Origin of the sequence: Flavihumibacter fluminis (assembly GCF_021491375.1) — a bacterium.
Lineage (GTDB): Bacteria > Bacteroidota > Bacteroidia > Chitinophagales > Chitinophagaceae > Flavihumibacter > Flavihumibacter fluminis.
The window spans coordinates 1-15,387 of record NZ_JAKEVY010000005.1 but is presented as its reverse complement, the minus strand read 5'-3'; the positions used below and the strand labels follow the sequence as shown (position 1 = coordinate 15,387).

Genomic DNA, 15,387 nt, shown 5'->3' with positions numbered 1-15,387 from the left:
AGTGTTTATTTTTTTAGAAGTCCCCAGGTCAATGTCAGGTAATAATAACCGCCAATAGAGGGACCACCGAGTATGGAATAATAATATCGATTGAACAGGTTATTGCCTCCCAATTTAAGCTGAAGTGGCATTTTTGTAAACTGATAACTAATATTTGCGTCCAAAGTTGTGATGGATGGCACATCGCCATTCACCAGGAAGGATTCCCAATAATACCGGCTCTGCCAGCGCAGATTCAGTCCCGCCCCTATGCCATGAAAAATATTCTGGTTCGCAATGCCCGCATTCACCATCCATTCCGGTGTATTAAATCCATCTTCCAGTCCATCCTCGTTACTGGTTTTCAACAGTTGCTGGAAGCTCGTATTTGCATTAATCACATAATCCTTTACTAGTCGAAAACTGCCTCCTGCATGGAAGCCAATATTGTCAATCGTAGTGGAGGAATTGGTCCACATCCGGTACTGCTCCTGCAACCGGTTATCCGCCAGGTAATAAGCCATGGAATCCGGATTTGTGGTTCTTGGAATATTCATATTCGCCTGCGCGATGAAAGAATTGTAGCGATTGAAATAAGCACCTCCATCCACATACAACCTGCCACTTAAAAACACGCCCCTGTAACCAATTTCTACAGATCTTACCTGCTCCGGCTCGAGATAGGAATAGGGATTTTTCTGCAACAACCCTTTGTTCTTTTCGATGGCTTCATTTCTACTGAGTCCGCCCTGGTTCTGGTCTCTTAAGATAGCTGCCTGGTAAGTAGCGATGGAGGTCTGCAACCAGGCATTCTCAAAAATCCCATTCGACATCACGGGCAAGCCTCCCACTCTTTTCACGCCTCCACTGTTCACATTGGAATAAGCTTCAAATACAATGGGGAAGCGATAACTGCTGGTGAAAGAAAGGCGCAGGCTCTGGTTGCTATTGATACTGTAAACAGCCGTTACTCTTGGATTCCATTTTACCTTAAAATAATCATTCTTATCGGATCTCACAGCTACCCCTAACCGTAGTTTATCCTGCAACAATTGTTTGTATGCAGATACAAAGGCGCCGGTTCTGCCATAGCGGATAGTGCGACCTGCTTTGCCTGCTTCCGGATTGATAAAATAATTGCCATCCGGCTGCACCAGGTAGCTGCGATGATCTATACCAGCCACGAGCTCCAGTCCAGCTTTTTCTTTCCATTTTTTCAACCATTGCTCTGTGAGATTAAACTGCACTTCTCCATGGATGAATCCTGCCCGCACCTTTAATGCCGCACCGCTATCCCAGTTGTTGATTTGTTGCAGTCGCGAAATAGTTTCATTAAACCCGGCTGTTCCTGGTTGCAACCGATCCCGGTCTGCCAACTGCCGTGCTTGTTGATGCGCCGCTTCTACCGACTGACCACTCTGTAATGCAGTTGTATAACCCTGGTTATAGAGTGCAAACCATTCATTATCGCTTAGTCCCGCCCGATCCAGATTTTCTGCCATGGAGCGTAGGTTATACGAATCACCGGTATTTTCTCCATTGTAATACAGCTTTGCCTGTATGGAGGGCGATTGATAATTAATTCCATGCTGGTACAGCGCATAATCCTCCAACCGGAACCGATTCGCGCGCTGGTAAATATTATTCAGGAATGCATATCGGAAAGTATAAGAAAACCGATGCCCTTTTTTGGTTTTATAAAATAATCCCGCATCTCCTTTAATATTCTGCAGGGTATAATCCGTTACATCGATTTCCCGATAACCGGTTCTCGCCACCTGGTAAGCTCTTCCGCCCAGGTTAAGCGTACGCCGGTTCGGTCCTTCATTGCCATAACTATTCACGGGGTTCAGTGCCGGATTCGTATTAGCTATCAATCCTGTACTGGCATTGGCTTGCGGACTTAAATCATTATAGTTATCGGCCACCCAATCATAACCATGCATATACCCCAGGTTGAATTTCACCGCCCATTGAGCATTCAGTTTTTTCACCCAACGAAGCTGGGTTTCAGAAAAGATTCGTGGCGCACTGGATGTATTATTCAAATGCGTGAGGGCAGTATGCTGGCGAATGCTGAGTCCTTCTGATAGAAAGGGATCGCGACTGTAAAAATTAGCCAGCCCGTTGATGCTGTTCATGCCATACATCGTGGAGGCTACGCCGGGTATGATTTCTACACGTTCAATATCCAGGTCACCCGGACCTAATACATTTCCAACCGGACTTCCAATATGCGGCGATTGAATATCCATTCCATCTACCAGTTGAGCAAATCGCACATTGGTGGTATTGGCAAATCCACGTGTGTTGATGATTTTGAATCCCATGCTAGGCGTAATGGTCTGCACACCTTTCACCTGGTCCAGCGCATCAAAAAAAGAGGGGGATGAATTGGTCAGGAAAAAAGAGCGGCTTACTTTCTCCACCGTCACCGGCGATAGCAACAATTTTTCGGGCAAACGCGAAGCCGTAACAATCACTTCACCCAATACCGATTCCCGAATGCTATCCTTACCGGAAAGAACTGTAGTATCCCTTTCTTGTGCAATTGCAAGAAAAGAATATGCAAGAAGCAGAATGGTTAAATATAACTTCATCCTCCAATGGTGATCATACTTCGGTTATGGATGGTCGTTGCTTCTATGTTTTCAAAATCGGTAGTGAATTGTCCGCCTAACTCTTTGTGTTTAGCCCTAATGGTTTGCTGAATCAGCGGCAGGATATCTTCTCCCATCCGCAATGGTTGCAACAGGTCAGTTTCTGACGCAGAAAACAGACAGTTCTTCATCTTGCCATCAGCAGTTAGCCTTATGCGATTGCAGGTGCCACAGAAATTATTACTCATAGTGCTGATTACCGCAAAAGTGCCTTTATGCCCCGGCACCTGGTATTTTTTAGCCGTATCATTAGGCTCAGCCGCCAGGGGAAGGATATCATACCTGGTTCCCGCGAGTTCCAGCATTTCCTGCCAGGTAACCACTTTATTGCTGGTCCATCTGTTGCCACTAAAGGGCATGAATTCAATAAAACGTACATGCACCGGATCCAATTTCGTCCACTCAATAAAATCAAGAATCTCTGCTTCGTTCATCCCCTTCATCACCACCATGTTCACTTTCACATGAAAGCCTTCCCGCAGCAACAAATGAATATTATCATAAACCCGCTGAAACTGATCCCTGCGGGTCATCAGGAGGAACTTATCCCGGTCCAGTGTATCCAGGCTGATATTCAAAGAACGAATTCTGTTCTCTTTCAGCAGCTCAATGAATTCATGAATCCTGCTACCATTGGTAGTAATGGTAAGGTTCACCGGTAATTGCGCCAGCAGTTGTATAATTTTTGCCGCATCTTTTCTTACCAGGGGCTCACCACCTGTCAGCCTGATTTTATTCACGCCCTGCTCAACAAAAAGTTTCGCGATCTTATAAATCTCATCCGCCTGCATCAGTTTACTGGCTGGTGCAAAATCATAGTCCTCTTCCGGCATGCAGTAAAAGCACCTGAAATTGCAGTTGTCCGTCAACGATATCCTCAGGTAATTGTGAACGCGGTTATAAGTATCTATCAGTTGGCCTTCCATTTAATCTTGTTTCAGTAAGGTTTGGTAATCGGATGGGGTATCGATATCAATGCTCCCTTCCGGGAAGGGTATCGTAGCTACTTCCTCCGCATATTGTTTGATCAGTTTCCTGGCGCCGGTATCTCCTTTGATCTCCAGCAAGGCGGGAAATAGTTTGCTGCTGAATAAAGCCGGCGTACCGGATAACTCTCCATAACTACTTGCCACAATGGGCTTCGAAGTTGCTGAACTTGTTTCGATCAATTGCATCAACAATTCAGGACTCACATGAGGTTGGTCACATACCATGAAGATCACACCCTCCGTTTCAGGAGCCACCTGCTGTGCTTTTTTTAAGCCGCATCGCAGAGAAGAGCCCATGCCTTCTTCCCATTGCTCATTCAGCACGATCACCACTTCTTTGTCTATTAACTCCTGCTTCATCATTTCATTCCTGGCGCCCAGCACCACTACAACCGGCCGCAGACCTGTTGCTACTGCGGTATCCACTGCCTGCACCAATAAGGATTTCCCTTTGTAAGGTAACAATTGCTTGGCTTCCCCGAGTCTGCTAGATTGACCAGCGGCAAGGATAACAATCGCGCAGTCATGGGTATGGTGGTTGTCCGGTTTCACTGGATATGTTTTTCACTGATCCGGGTAGCTTCCCTGGAATGGATGGTATCTAACTTGGTACGAAGGGATTTGCCTCCGGTTCCTGTTTTAACTGCCCGGATTTCCGACAAAATGGAAAGGGCAATCTCTTCTGCTGTTTCAGCACCAATCTCCAAACCAACCGGACCATAAATCCTTGATAGTTGTTCTTCGGTTAGAGTGATACCCTCCTCTTTCAAATCTCCCAGCATGCGGTCGAGTTTTTTCTTTGGTCCCAGCAGGCCGATATAAGAAACCGGAGTATGCACCAATGCCTTCAGCATTGCCAGGTCGTAATTGTAATTATGGGTCATCAGCACAAACACGGTCTGCTCATCAATCACCAATTGCTCCAATACTTTTTCCGGTTTGCTGACCAGGATCTGGCAGGCACTTGCAAATCGTTCCCGCTTTGCGTGTGTAGGCCTTCCATCTATGACAGAAGGTTCCCAGCCCAGTGTATTGGCCATTTCCACCAGGGGAATCACATCATTGCCGGCACCAATAATCATGAGTGCCAGGGCAGGTTCGATGTATTCAATGAAAGCTGTTATCGCAAAATCGGCAGACCGGTAATTTCGAAAAGCGGATTGTTGCTGATCGAAACAGGTAGTAACATCTTCCAACACTACCTGCTTCAATGCCGCGTCTGTCATATCACCACTCACCGTGCCATCCGCTTCTACCAATAAACAGGTACCTGGCTGTGCGCCTTTTTTATCTTCCAGGGAGAACAAGGTCACCAGTACATAGGGCTGGCGTTTACCAACTACCTTTTTCAACAATTCAACCGGATGATTGGCCCTTGCATGATCAATTGGTTCCATCAGTACCTGGATCACACCCGCGCATCCCAACTGCACACCAATGGAAGCATCTTCTTCATCACTGGTATCATAGGTAACCAATCTGGATTGCTGTTGATTCAATACCGATAAGGCTTTCCGCAATGCATCACCTTCCAGGCAACCACCACTGATTGCACCCGTCATCTCTCCTTCATCCGTCACCAACATTCTTGCGCCCGGTCTTCTGTAAGAGGATCCCTCCAAATGCACCACGGTCACCAGGGCCGATTTCTTGCCTTCCTGTTCAGCCTGCTCGTATGCCTGTATGATCGCTTTTATTTCCTTCATGCCTTCTCCATATATTTTTCAGGGTTCTGCTCAAACTTCACTTTGCATCCATCACAGCAGAAATACACTTTTTCTCCTTTGTAGTCAATTACGTGTTTGGGACTATTCACATCCACCGGAACCCCGCAAACAGGATTGATATAAAACTTGGGCTTACCTGCTTCTTCTCTTGTGGTATCAAACATCGTGAAGGCAGCCCCCGTTGCTACCTGACTCTTCACCTGGATGACCTCTGCCAGAATACTGATGGCCACTTCTTCCGGACTCTTGGCATTGATATCAATTCCTGCTGGCGATTTGATAGTTGCCACCCGGGAAGGATCCACACCGGCATCCTTTAGGTAGTCCATCAGCTTATCACCTTTTTTCCTGCTCGACACAAACCCAAGATAAGAGGATGTTTTACCAATTGCTTCCTGCAAAGCGATCTCATCATTATCTCCCTGGGTGGCCACCACAATACTGCTTGCAGGTGTGGTATTCACCTGTTTGAGACTGTATTGCGTGATCAGCTCATCCACTTTGTCAAAGGTATCGGGCTTGACATCAGGCGCTACTGCCGTTACCCGAAATCCGCTTGCCTTGGCCAGCTTTACCAATGCCTTGGCGATGGCTGTTTTTCCCATCACGACCAGGTGGGGTGGCGGCAGTACGGGTTCGATGAACACTTCCACCAGTCCTTCACTCTGACAAGTCATTTTATATTCCATAACGCCTTCCTGTTGAGATTGGTTGAGAGCTTTCCCAATTCGCACGAGCCGGGCCCTGCCTGTTTTCATCGCATCTTCTGCTTCCTTGATGATAATGGCGCGCACACAACCTCCTCCTACCCAACCAATGATCTCACCAAATTTATTGATTATGGCCTTATCACCTGCTTTGCCACTGCTGGGTGCTTCCCTCCTCACCACCAGTGCGATGGCGAAGGGTTCATTCTTTTTCCTCAGTTCCTGTCCTTTTTCTAAAAAAACCTCAAGCATCTTGTAAAATATTTTCGAGTTCCAGCAAACTTTCCAGGTTATGCGCCGATCTGAATTCATCAATAGCAGGCAGCGCGGCGCTCATGCCTTTTGCGATCGGTGCATATCCTTTCATTCCTTTTAAGGGATTCAGCCAGATTAATTTTCTGGCCTTCCCCTTCATGTATTTCAATTCCTTTTGCAGTTCTTCCGGAGTGCCGGTATCCAGTCCATCACTTAGAATCAGTACGATCGGTGAACCATTCAGCAGCAACTTGCCATAACGTTCGTTGAACTTAGCCAGGCAACTACCGATTCTCGTGCCACCCGACCAATGTTCAGCCTGGTCGGATACGGTTTGCAGGATCTGGTCAATCCGGTTCAATTGCAATGCTTTTGTCACCCGTAGCAATTGAGTACTGAACAGGAAGGCTTCCAGTTGCCTGAACTGTTCTTTCAGGGCGCAAATGAAACGCAGCAGGTAGAAACTGTATTTATCCATCGAGCCGCTTACATCCAGCAATACAATCAGTCGTTGTTTTTTGGGCTTTTGCGCTTTCCGGAAAAGTTCCATCGGCTCACCTCCATAACTGATGCTGTGCCGGATGGTTCTCCGCAGGTTGATCCTTCCCTTCCTGGTGGAACTTTTCATGCGTCTCCTCATCCTAACGGCCATCTCCCTAAAGAGTTTTCGTGCGATTGCTTCCAATTGCGCTGCATCTGTTTCTTTCACGTGCGCCAGGTCTGTTTTCTTCAGGCGTTCTTTTTCATTGGCCCCACTCACATTTTTCGCATCGGTTTCCTGTTCCTGCTTATCTCCTCTCCCCAGCATCACGAGGGTAGCATTGGCCTTTTTTTCTACGAGTCCCTGCACCGTAGCCTTGCCCTTTCTTTCCTGCAGATCAATGGGATTGGTATCCCAATACAACAGGAAGATTTTTTCAAATACCTTCTCTTCTTCCGGCGATTTGCAAAAGATCGTTTTCAGTGCATCCTTGAATAGCTCCCGATTGGTTAATAATCCCAGGTCGGCAGCCAGCAAGGCATCCTTTGTTTCCGGCAGCCCTACATTCAATCCATGGCTTCGGGCAAAATGCACAAATGCCACAATGCCTTCGGTTAGGCTGGTTGTTTGATAGGCCTGTTGTTTCATACCAATCCTTCCGCTTTTACCTGGTTGATATCATCTGTCGATTTCAGGATGGCACCCAGGGTCTGATCAAATGCCTGTTGATTCAGTTCCCGGTAACCCAATGTCATCAGGGATTGCGCCCAGTCGATCGTTTCTGATACCCCCGGTATTTTCGCCAGTTTTTGCTGACGGAAGCCCTGCACCGTTTTCACCACCTGCTCCAATAAACTGGCTTCTATTCCCGGCAGGTGCTTTTGTACGATCTGCATTTCCAATGCCAGATCGGGGTAATCAATCCAGTGATAGAGGCATCTTCTTTTCAGCGCATCACTTAACTCACGGGTACGGTTAGACGTAAGTATCACATAGGGTTTATGTTTTGCCTTGATCGTTCCCATTTCCGGAATGCTGATCTGAAAAGCGGATAACAATTCTAGCAGGAAGGCTTCAAACTCTTCATCCGATCTGTCCAGTTCATCAATCAGCAATACCGGCGATTGGTACAATTCGGTTATGGATTCCAGTAAGGGGCGCTTTAACAGGTATTCATGACTGAAGATATGTTTCTCCTTCTCTTCGATGGAGAGTGCAGTGCCTTCCTGGAGTTTGATTCCGAGTAACTGTTTCTGGTAGTTCCATTCATATACCGCCGCATTGATATCAAGCCCTTCATAACATTGCAACCGGATGAGTTTGGTGTCAAGGATCTTAGCCAGGGCATGGGCTACTTCTGTTTTGCCCACACCAGGCGGACCTTCCAGCAGCAATGGCTTCTGCAGTTTCAGCATCAGGAAAAGCGAAGTGGCAAATGCATCAGCTGCCACATAGTTCATCCTGTCGAGCGCATCAATGATTTCCTGTTGGGATTGGATCGTATGCACATTGTTATTTTTTACCTCCAAAGAATCCCTTGATCATACCGCCCACCATGGAACCCGCACTTAGTGTATTGTCCACCTGCTCGCCAGCCAACTGCTTTTTGAAGTTGTTGACAAACTGGTCGAATACCTGGTTGGATACATCATTGATCAGCCTTGAACCGAACTGTGCCATCATACCGGTTACATTCACTTCCATGGTAACATTCACATCAGTACCACCATCCTTTTCAGAAAGCTGGCCATCCATTTTCATATCCGCGCCACCTTTTCCCTTGCTGTCGGTACCGGTACCTTTGAGCGACATTTTTTTGGTGGCTGCATCTCTTTCCAGGAAGGTGATCAGTCCGTCGTACCTGGCCTTAACCGGACCGAATTTAAGCTCCACTTCCCCCTTGTAATTGTCGTTGTCGATTTGCTCTGTCAACGAGGCCCCCGGCACACAGGTAACTACCTGCGTGGGATTGGTCAGGTTATTCCATACAGCATCCACCGGATGATCTACATGGAATGATTTGGTTATCGTCGTTGTCATTTTGAACTGTTTATAATCATTAAGAAATTAGCCGGGTCCAGCATGCAGACCCGGCTATAGTAGTTAGTCGCGTCTAGCTTAAATAGCTCCCTTTTCCTTCAATGCCTTCCACACTTTGAAAGGTGTGATTGGAATATCGAGGTGGGTAATACCATAGGGACTCAAAGCATCCACAATCGCATTGGCAATAGCAGGAGGTGCACCAACGGTGGGTGATTCACCCACACCCTTAGCTCCAATCGGATGGTGCGGTGAAGGAGTAACCGTATGACCGGTTTCCCACTTGGGAGATTCAACTGCAGTTGGCACCAGGTAATCCATAAAGGTTCCATTCAGGATATTACCCGCTTCATCATAAATCAGTTCCTCATACATCGCAGGAGCAATGCCCTGTGTTAAACCACCGTGAACTTGTCCCTGTACAATCATCGGGTTGATGATATTACCGCAATCGTCGATGGCCACAAAACGCCTTACATGAATGGCACCGGTTTCCTTGTCAATATCCACTACGCAGATATAGGCACCGGAAGGGAAGGTAAGATTTGGTGGATCGTAGTAATGGGTTGCTTCAAAACCTGCTTCCATGCCGGGAGGATGGTTGGTATAAGAAGCAAACACAATCTCCTGGATGGTCTTCGACTTCTCAGGTGCGCCCTTTACAAAGAACTTACCGGGTTCCCATTCCAGGTCATCCTCACTCACTTCGAGCAGGTAAGCTGCAATCTTCCTGGCCTTGTCGCGCAACTTACGGGAAGCCACAGCCGCAGCAGCACCAGCAGTTGGCGTGCTTCGGGAAGCATAGGTACCCAATCCGTAAGGAGCGGTATCAGTATCCCCTTCTTCGATCTGGATATTTTCAGCAGGGATGCCGAGTTCTTCTGCAATGATTTGTGCATAGGTAGTTTCGTGCCCCTGACCCTGTGATTTGGTACCAAAACGTGCAATGGCTTTACCGGTTGGGTGTACCCGAATTTCTGCACTGTCGAACATTTTGATACCGAGGATATCAAAGTCTTTAGATGGACCGGCTCCTACTACTTCGGTAAAAGTAGAGAGACCAATACCCATCAGTTCACCACGTTTTCTTTTCTCTGCCTGTTCTGCGCGGAGCTGGTGATAATCCACGGTATCCATGGCTTTCAGCAGGCCCTTGTGGTAATCGCCACTATCATAGATCCATCCGGTGGGAGATTTCCAGGGGAAGTCTTCTTTTTTGATGAAGTTCTGCAAGCGTAGTTCTGCAGGATCCTTTCCAATTTCCAAAGCAAAGCGATCGGTGATGCGTTCAATGGCATGCACAGCTTCGGTAACGCGGAAGGAGCAACGATAGGCAACACCCCCTGGCGGCTTGTTGGTATAAACGGCATCACATTCCATATAGGTGGCATCATAATCATAAGAGCCGGTTGCGATGGAGAACATACCCGTCGGGAATTTAGAGGGGTTGGCAGACGCATCTGTATAACCATGATCGGCGAGGACTTTGAAGCGCGTGGCCAGGATCTTACCATCTTTGGTACCGGCCATTTCTGCCGTGATATGATAATCGCGTGCAAAAGAATCCGCCTGCAGGTTTTCACTCCGGTCTTCAATCCACTTTACGGGTTTGCCAACCAGGAAAGAAACTGCAATGGCGATTACATAACCCGGATATACAGGAACCTTACCACCAAAACCACCACCGATATCGGGAGAGATCACGCGGATCTTTTCTTCGGTGAGACCCACATGTCCGGCTACCAGGGCAATTACTGTTCTGATTGCATGGGGCGCCTGGGTAGTCATGTACATGGTGAGGTGATTGTTCACCTTATCGTAATCGGCCACACAGCCACAGGTTTCAATAGAAGCCACATGGATACGCGGGATATGCATCTGTTCTTTCACCACCACTTCTGCTTTGGCGAAGACATCATCTGTCTTTTGTTTATCGCCCACTTTCCAGTTCCAGATATGGTTGTCTTTCTTGCCCTCTTTGTCGGTGCGTAAAACAGGAGCATCGGGGTCCAGTGATTTGTAGGGATCGATCACCGGTTTCATGGGTTCATATTCCACCCTTACGGCTTCGCGGCCATCACGCGCGGCATATTTGCTGGTAGCGATCACCGCAGCTACTTCCTGTGCCTGGTACATTACCGTGTCGGTAGGTAGTACCATCTGGGTGTCTGACATCAGGGTAGGCATCCAGTGCAGGTTGTATTTTTCGAGATCTCTGCCGGTAACCACAGCTACTACGCCGGGCACTTTCATGGCTTCGTCAATATTGATGTTTTTGATTTTGGCATAGGCATAGGGACTTCTAACGATATCCATATACAGCATACCTGGCAGTTTAACATCATCCACGTATCGACCCTTACCCTGGATGAAGCGGGCATCCTCTTTCCTCTTGAGGGAATGGCCCATACCGCCGATTTCTTTGGAAGTTTTGCATTGTATCATAAAGCAACTAATTGAATCGGTTTTGAATATTATACAAATTCTGGTTCGGTAGAAGGCAATTCCTCTCCGCGGATTTTGGCGCCCGCGTATTGAATGGCTTTCACGATATTATTGTAGCCGGTACAACGGCAAAGGTTACCCGCAATACCCCAGCGAATCTCCTCTTCGGTAGGATTGGGATTCTGAGCAAGCAGTTCAGTAGCGCGCAGAATCATGCCCGGTGTACAGAAGCCGCAATGCAAACCATGGTTCTCTTTGAAGCCTTCCTGCAGGGGAGATAACTGGTTATCCTGTGCCACGCCTTCAATAGTGGTAATAGATTTACCATTGGCCTGAACAGCAAGTACGGTGCAGGATTTTATGGATTTGCCATCGAGTAAAATGGTACAGGCGCCACAGCTGGAGGTATCGCAGCCAATATGCGTGCCTGTTAGGTTCAGTACTTCGCGGATCATGTGGACGAGCAGGAGTCGCGGTTCCACTTCCAGCGTATGTTGCTGACCGTTAACAGTAATCGTTATTTCTTTAAGCATACTATACTAGGTTTTGAAGGTTCATGAATTATTGGCGCGGTTGACAGCCTGGTGAATCATCCGCTTGACGAGGGTGGCCACGATGGAGCGTTTGTATTCTTCACTACCCCGCAGGTCGGAAGAAGGGTTGCAATCTTCTGATGCATACAGAGCTGCTTCATTGATGGTTGCTTCAGTTAACGGCTTACCGATCAGAGCCTGTTCAGAACGTGCAGCACGCAGCGGAACAGGATTTACATTGGTGAGCCCAATACCCGCAGCAGTAACCACACCATTATCTCCAATTGTGATTTGAACAGCCACACCAGCGGTAGCATAATCGCCCACTTTTCTTTCCATTTTGTGGTAGGCGCTACCGGTTCCGGGGGGAGGCATGGGGATTCTGATTTCGGTGAGGATATCACCGTGTTGCAGCGCAGTCATGTAGAACCCGTAGAAGAATTCATCGATGGGAATTTCTCTTTCGCCTTCGGGGCCGGTAGCCACGACAGTAGCATGAAGGGCCATCATAACAGCGGGATGGTCATTGGCTGCATCACCGTGGGCCAGGTTACCGCCGATGGTACCCATGTTGCGTACCTGGGGGTCGGCAATGAGTTTGGTAACATCTGCGAAGATGGGAAAATGTTGTTTGAGCAGATCGGAATGTTCAAGTTCCGCTTCCCTGGTGAGGCCACCGATTTTCAGTGTGCCGTTTTCTTCCCGGATGTAGGAAAGTCCGGGTATGTTATTAATATCAATCAGGTACTCGGGTGTGGCGAACCGGAGTTTCATCATGGGGATCAGGCTGTGTCCCCCCGACAGGATTTTTGCATCCTCTCCATATTGCTGAAGCATGGAGATAGCTTCAGCCAGGGAGCCTGGTGATTCATACTGGAATGACTGCGGGATCATAGCTTTTAGTTTAGCTGTTTAGATGTTGATTCAAAATCTATGTGGAGCCTGACGGATCAGGCAACTTTTTTCATCATTCTACCGCGAAACCAATGGTTCATTTTCTCCAATAAGCGAAACCTGCGCATGTTGATAGCCACGGCACCCATAATCAGGAGCACACCGAAATAATAGAGTGGTTCACCACCTGCGAGCAGCACACTGGTAAGGATGCAGGCAGTGCCACCGATAGCCACCAACAAGGCATAGCGGGTACGGGAATCTTTGTAGCTGAGGGCGATACTCAAAATTGCGAGTGAGCAAAAGACAGCAGCAAAGAGAATAGTTGGGATGGAGGAGTGCGTATCAGACTGGCTAATCGTTTCTCCTTTCCCACAGAGGACAAGGGTGCTGGAAAAGGCAACGAAGCAAAAGGGGCATTTGGGAAGAACTGCCAGCAGAATGCCTGAGAGCAGACCGAAGTCTTTCTTTTTACCCGGGGGAGGCACCGAAACTTGATGGCAGGGGCTACAACCCTTGACTTTAGGACGACAGGTCATCTGCTAAAGTTTTTGCAATCGTTAGTAATAATTGTATAAGTTACACTATTCCTTCCTCAAAAAATGTGATATTAATCACATGCCAAAGCCTGTCCGAAAGATCAAAGCCAATCTGGTTGTCACAGTTTGATTGAAACTGTCCTGTTGTTGCTGTTATGAGGGTAATTTGAGCCTAACCAACCTTCGGGCGAGATGCCAGAAATGAGTACCCTGGGATGGTGCCGTTGAATCAATGTTTCAACAATGTCTAATATAGGAATGTTTTGAACAACAAAAAAAATAATTCCGGTATTTTAAACATTTATTGATCAGGCGCAAGAATGGAGGGGGCAGTCCAGGCAATCGGTAGCAACCAGGGTAGCTGGGTTTCCACTCAATCAATCAAAAGGAGGACCGATTGGATACAACTAAACTTTGGCGAAAATCAAAAAAAATACTAGTTTACTTTAGTGAAATGGTTTGGCTTCAGTTTTGCTGAACGCAATCATTTTCAATAGTTGGATTAGCACCTACCATTCGGCCTACTTTGTTCGACCATTCGGCAGCAGTTGACCGTTCCGGCACTATTGTTTGACCGTTCTGGCATCGTTCTTTCACCGTTCCGGCATCGTTCTCCAACCGTCAGTGAACCGTTCATGAACCGCTCAGCAACCGCTCAGCCTTATTTTTTGTGACCTAAAATAACTATACAATAATGGTTACCAATACTACTATACCTATACACCTACAGTTACCAAAATACCAAAAGTTTGTACAACCTGAATAGCTATACAACTTCCTCCGTAAGCAACCCAATTCAGCGCCCTACAACATTATAAAACCCGATTTTATTCAGCTCTTTTGGGTCTCCGGTAAAAAAAACCGGATTGCATCCAACTGCCATGGTTAGTCGAATTATTATTGCTCATCCAGCGCCCCATAAGCCGGCGAAACCTCCGACTCCCCTTCCCCCAAAAAAGTATTGATAAAATGTTCGGCAGTCCTTGCACAGATCCCCGGAAAAGTATAAGTTTAAGCACCTTTCCTTTGATCCCCAATGGGACTCAGGTGGCGAAGCATTGCAGGAACCTCACCCCTTGAATTTCCAACAATCCACCTCAACGCACCCCCCACCCCCAAATTGGATTGGCGCAACCACAATCCACCTCAACGCGAAGGAGGTAATTGAAAATGAGGAATTTAGTATTTAACGAACTTCGTCTAATTGCGTAAATAAACGCGTAAGCTGCAATGCTATGAGAATCCTTCTATCAATCATATTACTATTTCCATTAATCGTTTTTGGACAAAAAACGTTTAGACTACCGGACTCTGCGAAGCTTGACACAGTTAGACTAAAGCGCTATAAAGTATTGATTGTTCATCCCAATATTAAATATAAAGTTTCGTCAAGACAGGTAAATCTTATCAAAATTGACACAACACTTAATAACGAAATTGAAAATGCAATTCTTACCCAGTATGTTTCTGCTCAAAGTAAGTACCTTGACATAGAAGAAAATATGAAGCCTTATCCCCATCAGTCAATGGACACAACCAAACTAACTGAAGCCGGTTTAAAACAACTCAGAAGAAAAAACATTCTTGCAGCGGCACAGAGAACCGTAGAAAAAGACATTTATAAATACGATCGATATTACTTTGGATATGTTAATCAGATTGGCGACAGATGGGTTTATATACTTTTTGACCCACACAAGATTAAAAGGTACAAAATGAGTGGAGAATCACACATAAAGAATCTACCAACCTTAGTCTATAATATTCTGACAAAACAACTTTATCTGGCTGGTTGGACAGGACTTAATGACTAAGCACATGCAGCTTACATGGCATTGGCAATATGGCGGGGCGAAGAATATATTCTCAGCTTTTTGTTCGCTACTCAACTTCGGTTTCAGCAGACGAATAACGCCGAGCAGCAAAATAAACAATGAGCTTTTGTATCTTTAAACAGCAGCGGCACCGGTCAGACGGAACACAGAATACCGCCACATCGCCAATGCTTTAACGTTGCATGCAATTATATTTGACACCCAAATTTTCAATCAGACATGGGATATAACCTACATATTGTAAGACGTAATGACTGGGACGACTTTGAAGAAGAAAGTAACATATCGCTTGAGGAATGGTTG

At 46.7% G+C, this 15,387-nt stretch carries 13 protein-coding genes; 1 reads left to right on the top strand and 12 read right to left on the bottom strand.

The window, feature by feature from the left end; genetic code table 11:
* Positions 1–5: 5 nt before the first annotated feature.
* The 12 genes from L0U88_RS17675 to L0U88_RS17620 all read right to left on the bottom strand — a co-directional run bounded on the left by L0U88_RS17675 (position 6) and on the right by L0U88_RS17620 (position 13,249).
* Positions 6–2,579 carry a TonB-dependent receptor gene (locus L0U88_RS17675; RefSeq protein WP_234867714.1) on the bottom strand — a complete coding sequence of 858 codons (2,574 nt, stop codon included), beginning with the start codon at positions 2,577–2,579 and terminating at the stop codon, positions 6–8.
* Positions 2,576–3,565, bottom strand: a complete 990-nt coding sequence (gene moaA / locus L0U88_RS17670; protein WP_234867712.1) for a GTP 3',8-cyclase MoaA — start codon at positions 3,563–3,565, stop codon at positions 2,576–2,578. The genes L0U88_RS17675 and moaA overlap by 4 nt, the downstream gene beginning before the upstream one ends.
* A complete protein-coding gene (locus tag L0U88_RS17665; RefSeq protein WP_234867710.1) occupies positions 3,566–4,180 on the bottom strand; it encodes a nucleotidyltransferase family protein in 615 nt (204 codons plus the stop codon).
* Complete coding sequence (locus L0U88_RS17660) at positions 4,177–5,334, bottom strand: XdhC family protein (RefSeq protein WP_234867708.1); 1,158 nt, start codon at positions 5,332–5,334, stop codon at positions 4,177–4,179. Before L0U88_RS17660 ends, L0U88_RS17665 begins: the two co-directional genes overlap by 4 nt.
* Positions 5,331–6,314, bottom strand: a complete 984-nt coding sequence (locus L0U88_RS17655) for an XdhC family protein (RefSeq protein WP_234867706.1) — start codon at positions 6,312–6,314, stop codon at positions 5,331–5,333. Before L0U88_RS17655 ends, L0U88_RS17660 begins: the two co-directional genes overlap by 4 nt.
* Complete coding sequence (locus tag L0U88_RS17650) at positions 6,307–7,446, bottom strand: vWA domain-containing protein (RefSeq protein ID WP_234867704.1); 1,140 nt, start codon at positions 7,444–7,446, stop codon at positions 6,307–6,309. The genes L0U88_RS17655 and L0U88_RS17650 overlap by 8 nt, the downstream gene beginning before the upstream one ends.
* Positions 7,443–8,306 carry an AAA family ATPase gene (locus L0U88_RS17645; protein WP_234867702.1) on the bottom strand — a complete coding sequence of 288 codons (864 nt, stop codon included), beginning with the start codon at positions 8,304–8,306 and terminating at the stop codon, positions 7,443–7,445. The genes L0U88_RS17650 and L0U88_RS17645 overlap by 4 nt, the downstream gene beginning before the upstream one ends.
* A 4-nt stretch (positions 8,307–8,310) precedes the next feature.
* A complete protein-coding gene (locus L0U88_RS17640; protein WP_234867700.1) occupies positions 8,311–8,838 on the bottom strand; it encodes an SRPBCC family protein in 528 nt (175 codons plus the stop codon).
* Positions 8,839–8,916: 78 nt separating this feature from the next.
* Positions 8,917–11,283 carry an aerobic carbon-monoxide dehydrogenase large subunit gene (locus L0U88_RS17635; RefSeq protein WP_234867698.1) on the bottom strand — a complete coding sequence of 789 codons (2,367 nt, stop codon included), beginning with the start codon at positions 11,281–11,283 and terminating at the stop codon, positions 8,917–8,919.
* Between the two features lie 29 nt (positions 11,284–11,312).
* A complete protein-coding gene (locus tag L0U88_RS17630; RefSeq protein WP_234867696.1) occupies positions 11,313–11,816 on the bottom strand; it encodes a (2Fe-2S)-binding protein in 504 nt (167 codons plus the stop codon).
* Between the two features lie 21 nt (positions 11,817–11,837).
* Positions 11,838–12,710 carry an FAD binding domain-containing protein gene (locus L0U88_RS17625; protein WP_234867694.1) on the bottom strand — a complete coding sequence of 291 codons (873 nt, stop codon included), beginning with the start codon at positions 12,708–12,710 and terminating at the stop codon, positions 11,838–11,840.
* A gap of 56 nt (positions 12,711–12,766) precedes the next feature.
* On the bottom strand, positions 12,767–13,249 hold the full coding sequence (locus tag L0U88_RS17620; RefSeq protein WP_234867692.1) for a hypothetical protein: 483 nt from the start codon (positions 13,247–13,249) through the stop codon (positions 12,767–12,769).
* A 1,235-nt stretch (positions 13,250–14,484) separates the two neighbouring features.
* Here L0U88_RS17620 and L0U88_RS17615 point away from each other — a divergent pair.
* Positions 14,485–15,063, top strand: coding sequence for a hypothetical protein (locus L0U88_RS17615; protein ID WP_234867690.1), 579 nt, complete (start codon positions 14,485–14,487; stop codon positions 15,061–15,063).
* The last annotated feature ends 324 nt before the right edge of the window (positions 15,064–15,387 follow it).

Excerpts from the sequence above, each read along its gene's own strand:
- L0U88_RS17675 (WP_234867714.1), bottom strand. The coding sequence starts at position 2,579 with ATGAAGTTATATTTAACCATTCTGCTTCTTGCATATTCTTTTCTTGCA.
- moaA (WP_234867712.1), bottom strand. The coding sequence starts at position 3,565 with ATGGAAGGCCAACTGATAGATACTTATAACCGCGTTCACAATTACCTG.
- L0U88_RS17660 (WP_234867708.1), bottom strand. The coding sequence starts at position 5,334 with ATGAAGGAAATAAAAGCGATCATACAGGCATACGAGCAGGCTGAACAG.
- L0U88_RS17655 (WP_234867706.1), bottom strand. The coding sequence starts at position 6,314 with ATGCTTGAGGTTTTTTTAGAAAAAGGACAGGAACTGAGGAAAAAGAAT.
- L0U88_RS17650 (WP_234867704.1), bottom strand. The coding sequence starts at position 7,446 with ATGAAACAACAGGCCTATCAAACAACCAGCCTAACCGAAGGCATTGTG.
- L0U88_RS17640 (WP_234867700.1), bottom strand. The coding sequence starts at position 8,838 with ATGACAACGACGATAACCAAATCATTCCATGTAGATCATCCGGTGGAT.
- L0U88_RS17635 (WP_234867698.1), bottom strand. The coding sequence starts at position 11,283 with ATGATACAATGCAAAACTTCCAAAGAAATCGGCGGTATGGGCCATTCC.
- L0U88_RS17630 (WP_234867696.1), bottom strand. The coding sequence starts at position 11,816 with ATGCTTAAAGAAATAACGATTACTGTTAACGGTCAGCAACATACGCTG.
- L0U88_RS17625 (WP_234867694.1), bottom strand. The coding sequence starts at position 12,710 with ATGATCCCGCAGTCATTCCAGTATGAATCACCAGGCTCCCTGGCTGAA.
- L0U88_RS17620 (WP_234867692.1), bottom strand. The coding sequence starts at position 13,249 with ATGACCTGTCGTCCTAAAGTCAAGGGTTGTAGCCCCTGCCATCAAGTT.
- L0U88_RS17615 (WP_234867690.1), top strand. The coding sequence starts at position 14,485 with ATGAGAATCCTTCTATCAATCATATTACTATTTCCATTAATCGTTTTT.